The organism is Mesorhizobium sp. M7A.F.Ca.CA.001.10.2.1, assembly GCF_003998575.1.
Taxonomy (GTDB): Bacteria; Pseudomonadota; Alphaproteobacteria; order Rhizobiales; family Rhizobiaceae; genus Mesorhizobium.
The window spans coordinates 1-4,120 of the sequence record NZ_RZQY01000559.1; the positions used below are offsets into that span (position 1 = coordinate 1).

General features: G+C 63.1%; 3 protein-coding genes. 1 reads left to right on the forward strand and 2 read right to left on the reverse strand.

Annotated elements, in window-relative coordinates; all coding sequences use genetic code 11:
* On the reverse strand, positions 1-762 hold a 762-nt coding region (locus tag EN964_RS27210; protein WP_127276965.1), incomplete at its 3' end, for an ABC transporter substrate-binding protein.
* Positions 763-787: 25 nt separating this feature from the next.
* A complete protein-coding gene (locus EN964_RS27215) occupies positions 788-3,007 on the reverse strand; it encodes a TonB-dependent siderophore receptor (protein WP_127270619.1) in 2,220 nt (739 codons plus the stop codon).
* A gap of 181 nt (positions 3,008-3,188) precedes the next feature.
* On the opposite strand from EN964_RS27215, the gene EN964_RS27220 reads away from it, so the two are divergent.
* A complete protein-coding gene (locus tag EN964_RS27220) occupies positions 3,189-3,980 on the forward strand; it encodes an ATP-binding cassette domain-containing protein (RefSeq protein WP_164748715.1) in 792 nt (263 codons plus the stop codon).
* Positions 3,981-4,120 lie beyond the last annotated feature (140 nt).

Consider the following 4,120-nt stretch of genomic DNA (forward strand, 5'->3'; position numbering starts at 1 on the left):
GGGCAGATTGGCCCAGAGCGAGCTGCGGGCAATCCTGATCCTGACGTGCGGCGGGATCGGATCGAGCGAGATCAGTTGCGCCTCGCCGACGGCGACCAGTTCCTCGATGCCGACCGTCGAAAAACCCCATTCATTGGTGGCGCCGGTCCAGGCGTTGACGAGGCCGAGCCGGTCGAGGACATCCTGCAGCAGGCTGCCGGCGCCGTAGACGCGGACATGGCGATCGTCGAACATGCTGACGACGCAGACCGGTTTTTGCACCGCCCGCTCCAGCCTGGCACGCGCTTGGGCGATCGAGGCTTCGGTGCGCCCGACAAGGTTTTCTGCTTCCGTCCTGCGGCCAAGCATGTCGCCAAGCTGCAGCGTCACCTGTTGCGCCTGCGCGTAAGGTGGAGCCTTGCCGCTGTAGAACGGCACGTTGAAGGTCGGCGCCAATCTGGTGAAGCTGTTCTCGTCCAAGCCATAGCCATAGGCGCCGACGATCAGGTCGGGCCGCAACTCCCGAAGCAGTTCGATATTGGGCTCGCTGCGCGATCCCAGGTCGATGGTGGCCTGCGGCAGCGCCGGGCCCTGCACCCAGTCGCCATAACCCCTGGTGTCGCCGACGGCGAGCGGCGACAGGCCGAGCGAGACCACCAGTTCGGCCGATGTCCATTCCAGGCAGACGACGCGGGCAGGTGCCGCGCGTGCCATGCCGCCCGGCAAAGCGAGGCCGGTCGCGGCGAGGCCGGCAAGATACTGGCGCCGTGTCAGCGCCGCCATTTTGGGCCGGCCCGCCACATTGCTTTTACCATGTGTATTTCACCGAACCGTTGATCCTGCGGCCTTCGCCGTAGAAGCAGCCGAAGCCCGAAGAGAAACAGGAGGCGACATAGCGTTTGTCCAACAGATTGCTGGCATTGAGGCTGAGCGTGGCGTTCTGCCAGGTGTAATGCACCGCCGCGTCGGCAAGCACGACCGATGGGACCTTGAAGCTGTTGGCGTCGTCGCCATAGGTCGAGCCGACATAGCGGACACCGGCGCCCAGCCCCAGGCCCTCCAGGCGGCCGCTGCCGAAGGTGTAATTCGCCCACAGCGACGCGGAATGCTTCGGCACGCCGAAGGGCGTATTGCCTTCATTGCTGATCGAACTCCCATTATCATCAACAACAGAAGTCGCCTTGGTGATCCTGGTGTCGAGATAGGTGTAGGCCGCTCTCAGGTCGAAGCCGGAATCGAGGCTGGCAACGGCCTCGAGTTCGACGCCGCGCGAGCGGATCTTGCCGGTCTGGAACATGTCGTCGGGCCGGCCCTCATTGCCATAGCGCACGACATTCTGTCGGGTCAGGTCGAAAACCGATGCCGTAATGAAGGAATTCCACCCGGTCGGCTGGTATTTCAGCCCGATCTCGTACTGCCTGCCGGTCTCGGGCACGAACAGATTGCCGTCGCTGTCGGCGCCGGCCACGGGCTGGAACGATTCGGAGTAGCTGACATAGGGCGCAAGCCCGTTGTCGGCGAGATAGACGAGCCCCGCCCGGCTGGTGAAGGCGTTGTCCTTCTGCTCGGGAATGTAGCCGCCGGCCAGATTGTCGTAGACCTTGGCGTCCGACCAATCCTGGCGGCCGCCAAGGGTCAGCCGCCAGTTGCCGAGCTTTACCTGGTCCTGCGCATAGAGACCGACTTGCTGCTGGGTGGTGTCGGTATCGGTGTAGGGCGTCAGATCGGTGATCGGGTACCCGTAAACCGGATCGAAGACGTTGAAACCGTCCTCGACGGTCCCTTCCGAGGCATAGTCGCGGTAAGTATAGCGTTTGTAGTCGAGGCCGACGAGCAGCGTGTGGGCGAGCGGCCCGGTGTCGAAATCGGCTTGTGCCTGGTTGTCGATGGTGACGCCGCTGAGTTTGGTGCCGCCGGCATCTGCATAACGGTAGTAGTCGCCGCTTGAAGGTTCCAGGCCGTTCGAGTCCGTCAGTCCGCCACCAAAGACGCCTTCCTCGGTGTGGGTAAGGTGGACGTAGCGGGCATGCTGTCGAACCTGCCAGGTTTCGTTGAAACGGTGATCGAATTCGTAGCCGATCGAGGCCTGGTCGTTGTTGTAGGAGTCGAAGCCGGGTTCGCCGACGAACATGCTGTTCGGCAGGTACTTGCCGTCCTTGCCCGGTATGACCGTGCCGTAGGCAGGCAGATACTGCATCGCCCAGCCCGAGCGATCGCGCTGATAGTTGGCGAGGATGGTCAGGCTGGTGTCGGCATCGGGCTGCCAGGTGATCGCCGGCGCGATGAAGATGCGGTCGTCCTTGACGAAGTCGGTCTGCGTGTCGCCCATGTGAGCGGCGCCGGTGAGGCGAAACAGCAGCGACTTGTCGGCGTTCACGGCACCGCTGAAGTCGAACTTGCCTTCATACCGGTTGAAGCTGCCACCACCGAATTCGACCTCGCGCAGGTTTTCCTCGGTTGGCCGCTTGCTGACATAGTTGATGATGCCGCCGGGGCTTGCCTGGCCATAAAGTACCGACGCCGGTCCGCGCAGCACCTCGTAGCGTTCCGCGCCATAGGAATCGAGTGCGGTGAACAGGGTGAAATTGCTCTCCTTGAGCTGCAGCCCGTCCCTGTAGAAGACGCCGCTGGCGTTCGAAATGCCGCGCAACTGCAGGCCGAGGCCGCGATTGTCGGTGCCGTAGAGATTGCCGGTGGCGCCGGGTGTGTAGCGCAACGCGCTGTTCAGGCTGTCGACGGCCTGCGCTTCCATCTGGTCCCTGGTGATGACCGATATCGATTGCGGCGTCTCGATCAGCGGCGTGTCGGTCTTGCTGCCGGTGGAGCCCTTTGTGGCAACGTAGCCCTTGACCGGCCCGAAAGCGCTTTCGACACGTTCCTGGACTTTGATCGGGTCTAGGGTGGTGGTGACCGTCTCCTGGGCCAGTGCATGGCCGCAGCCAAGCAGGGCCGGCAGCGACACCGTTGCGATCAGCAGGCGCTTGCGCGCTATCCGGTTCCGCCAAATCGGTCCATGTCCTGAAATCATCCTTTGCGCCCCCTGTTTCCAAATTTTCGTGCCGATATTGCCGGTCGCGACGATTTGTTGATCGTTGCAGTCATCTTCAATGTTGACTAGTAAGGTCATGTTTCATAGTCAACCGGGCACGACCCGTCGAAATGCCGGAATCTGGAAATGCGGGCGGCCGCACTGGAGAAAAGCCATGAGCATGGCTGGAATTGATGCCCAGACTGCCTTCCATATCGACGCGGTGCGCTTTGCCGTCGGCGAGCGGACGCTGCTCGGTCCGGTCTCGCTCGAACTGGAGCGCTCGCGCGTCTATGGGCTGATCGGCCACAATGGTTCGGGCAAGTCGACGCTTATCAAGCTCATGGCGCGCCAGCAGCCGACGAGTTCAGGCGCCATCACTTTCGCCAGACGTCCGTTGCCGCAATGGGGTGCCCGCGAATTTGCCCGCGCGCTTGCCTATCTGCCGCAGACGACGCCTGCGGCGACCGGCCTGACCGTGCGCGAACTGGCGACGCTCGGGCGCTATCCCTGGCATGGCGCGCTTGGCCGTTTCCGCGCCGAGGACAGGCAGCATGTCGAGGAGGCGCTGGCCCTGACCGATATGGAGGGTTTTGCCGACCGGCTGGTGGACGAATTGTCGGGCGGCGAGCGCCAGCGCGCCTGGCTCGCCATGCTGGTGGCGCAGAACGCCGGCGTCATGCTGCTCGACGAGCCGATTTCGGCACTCGACATCGCCCATCAGGTCGAGGTGCTCGGGCTGGTCAAGGAGCTCAGCCGCAAACGCGACCTATGTGTCGTCGTCGTGCTGCACGATCCCAACATGGCGGCGCGCTACTGCGACGAACTGATCGCGCTCAAGGACGGCAAGCTGCTGACGCGCGGCACGCCAGGCGAAATCATGCGTAGCGATGTGCTGAAAGGCATTTTCGGTGTGGAGATGGGCGTGTTCGCGCACCCCGTCACCGGCCAGCCTGTCGGCTATGTGCAGTGACAATATCTGATGCGGCGGCGGGAAATAGAAGGCGGCAGGCCGCTGTGAGAACAAGGAAGAAGCTGTTGTCGAGAACTGGTTTGTTGGCGGCGTTGGTCGCATCCGTCATCCTGTCGGCCGGCAGCGCGATGGCCCAGGAG